Source organism: uncultured Sphingomonas sp., assembly GCF_964243315.1.
Classification (GTDB): Bacteria; Pseudomonadota; Alphaproteobacteria; order Sphingomonadales; family Sphingomonadaceae; genus Sphingomonas.
Window position 1 is genome coordinate 1 of the sequence record NZ_CAXTEM010000115.1, and the last position, 3,029, is coordinate 3,029.

Annotated in this window: 2 protein-coding genes; one reads left to right on the forward strand and one right to left on the reverse strand. The window is 64.1% G+C overall.

Translation table 11 applies throughout. The annotated features are described in order from the left end of the window. A partial coding sequence (locus ACFE77_RS16305) for a toxic anion resistance protein (protein ID WP_375422696.1) occupies positions 1 to 1,054 on the reverse strand: 1,054 nt, incomplete at its 3' end. A 180-nt stretch (positions 1,055 to 1,234) separates the two neighbouring features. On the opposite strand from ACFE77_RS16305, the gene typA reads away from it, so the two are divergent. After that, positions 1,235 to 3,029, forward strand: a 1,795-nt coding sequence (gene typA / locus ACFE77_RS16310; RefSeq protein ID WP_375422697.1) for a translational GTPase TypA, incomplete at its 3' end; no start/stop codon positions are given.

Below are 3,029 nucleotides of genomic sequence, written 5' to 3' on the forward strand. Positions count from 1 at the left end.
TGTCGATCGCGTCCATCGTGTCGTAGATGTTCTGGAACGCGCGCTGCAGCGTTTCGAGCGGGATCGTCGCCGCCGCGGCCTGTTCGTGGATCTGCGCAGTGTTGCTCTTCAGCAGCTTGCCGGTCGAATCTATGATGTTGGCGGTGGTCGTGTTGAGCTGGGTGATCTGTTCGAGCACCAGCTTCTGGTTGGTCAGCGCCTGCGCGACCGTCACCGCGGTGCGCAGCGCCGACACCGTGGTGGTCGAGGCGCGATCGACACCCTTCACCAGCTCGACATTGTTCTTCTTGACCAGATCGAGCGCAAGATAGCCCTGCACCGTCACCGCCATTTGGGTGAGCAGGTCCTGGGTGCGCTGGCGGGTGTAGAACAGCGCAGTCTCGCGGATTGCCTTTGCCTTCGCCGGATCGGTCGCGTCGAGCTCGTTGGCCTTGTCCTCGAGCTTCGCGTCCATCGTCTTCGACAGGTGGATCATCTGTTCGAGCCGCCCCATCGCGGTCCACAGATTGGCGCGTTCGGTGTCGATCGCGGCGTTGTCCATCAGCAGTTCGTCCTTGCCCCCGGCGAGGCTCTTCAGGATCGCGCTGATGTGCGTCTGCGACGATTTGTAGGTGTCGAAATAATTGCGCATCTTGTTGCCGAACGGGATGATCCCGAACAGCTTCTGCGGCGCGGTCAGGTTGCCGCGCTTGCCGGGGTCGAGATCCTCGACGACGCGGCGCAGTTGGGCGAGATCCTTGCCGACCCCGGTTTCCTGATCCATCGCCTTCACCGGACGATCGAGGAAGCGGTTGGACTGGCCCGCGGCGTCGCGGATCTCCTTCTGCCCCATCGCGGTGATCGCATCGACGCGCTTGCCGAATTCGGGCGAGTTGACATCCTGTTCGACCAACTGGCTGACGAAGCTGTCGACCCGCGCCTCAAGCTCGGATTTCTTGGTGTCGTCGACCGGCACCAGCCCCGATGCCTTGGCCGCGGTGACCACGGGCACGGGATCGGGGGGCGTCAGGACGAGGTCGTTCTCGGCGGTGATCGTGTCGGCAGTCGTCGCCATTGCTTGCTCCTCGGGACCCTTGCTCCTCGGGACCTTGCGGCCGATCATCGTCGCTTCCGCGATCCCGATCAACCGTGTTGCATATGTAACACGCGGCCGCGTGCTCGCAAGGCTTCCCGCAACGCACCATTTGCGCTATGGGCGCCGCCAATCCGCTCTCCAGCGCTTTCGGGAAATAACATGAGCCTCCGCAACGTGGCGATCATCGCCCACGTCGATCACGGTAAGACGACCCTCGTCGACCAGCTGTTCCGCCAGTCCGGCACGTTCCGCGACAATCAGCGCGTCGAAGAACGCGCGATGGATTCGAACGACCTGGAAAAGGAGCGCGGGATCACGATCCTCGCCAAGTGCACCTCGGTCGAGTGGCACGGCAAGGACGGCGACACCCGGATCAACATCGTCGATACCCCCGGCCACGCCGATTTCGGCGGCGAGGTGGAGCGCATCCTGTCGATGGTCGACGGTGTCGTCCTGCTGGTGGATTCGTCCGAAGGCGCGATGCCGCAGACCAAGTTCGTGACCGGCAAGGCGCTGGCGCTCGGCCTCAAGCCGATCGTCGTGGTCAACAAGGTCGACCGCAGCGACGCGCGGATCCAGGAAGTGCTCGACGAGGTGTTCGACCTGTTCGTCAGCCTGGAAGCGACTGACGAGCAGCTCGACTTCCCGGTGCTCTACGCGTCGGGTCGCAACGGCTATGCGAGCACCGACATGGACGCGCGCGAAGGCACGCTGACCCCGATGTTCGAGACCATCGTCGATCACGTGCCGCCGCCGAGCGCGGATCCGGACGGCCCGTTCAAGTTCCTGGTGACGCTGCTCGATCGCGACAACTTCCTCGGGCGCATCCTCACCGGCCTGGTGTTCTCGGGCTCGGTGAAGACCAACATGCCGATCCACGCGCTCGATAACGACGGCAAGATCGTCGAGACCGGCCGTGCGTCGAAGATCATGGCGTTCCGCGGTCTGGAGCGCGTGCCCGTCGACGAAGCGAGCGCGGGCGACATCATCTCGATCGCCGGCCTCGCTACCACGACGGTATCGAACACGATCTGCGACCCGAGCGTGACCGAGCCGCTCCACGCGCAGCCGATCGATCCGCCGACGCTGTCGATGCGCTTCGCGGTGAATGATTCGCCGATGGCGGGGCGCGAGGGCAGCAAGGTGACGTCGCGGATGATCCGCGACCGCCTGTTCCGCGAAGCCGAATCAAACGTCGCGATCAAGGTGACCGAAGCCGCCGACCGCGACAGCTACGAAGTCGCGGGCCGCGGCGAATTGCAGCTCGGCGTGCTGATCGAGACAATGCGCCGCGAGGGCTTCGAGCTCGGCATCAGCCGCCCGCGCGTGCTGTTCAGCGAGGACGAGAACGGCAACAAGACCGAGCCGTACGAGACCGTCATCATCGACGTCGACGACGAATATTCGGGCACGGTCGTCGAGAAGATGGCGATCCGGAAGGCCGAGCTGACCGACATGCGCCCATCGGGCGGCGGCAAGACCCGGATCACCTTCTCGGCGCCGTCGCGCGGGATGATCGGCTATCATGGCGAGTTCCTGTCGGACACGCGCGGCACGGGCATTATGAACCGGCTGTTCGAGAAGTACGGCCCTCACAAGGGCAAGATCGAAGGCCGCAAGAACGGTGTTCTGATCTCGAACGGCTCGGGTGAAGCCAATTCCTACGCGCTGGGGCCGCTCGAAGAGCGCGGCATCCTGTTCGTGGGTCATGGCGAAGTGCTGTACGAGGGCATGATCGTCGGTGAGAACGCCAAGCCGGACGACCTCGAGGTCAATCCGATGAAGGCGAAGCAGCTGACGAACTTCCGCGCATCGGGCGGCAAGGACGACGCGATCCGCCTGACCCCGCCGAAGAAGGCGACGCTTGAACAGGCGATCGCGTATATCGACGACGACGAGATGGTCGAGGTGACGCCGAAGTCGATCCGGCTGCGCAAGCGCTACCTCGACTCGA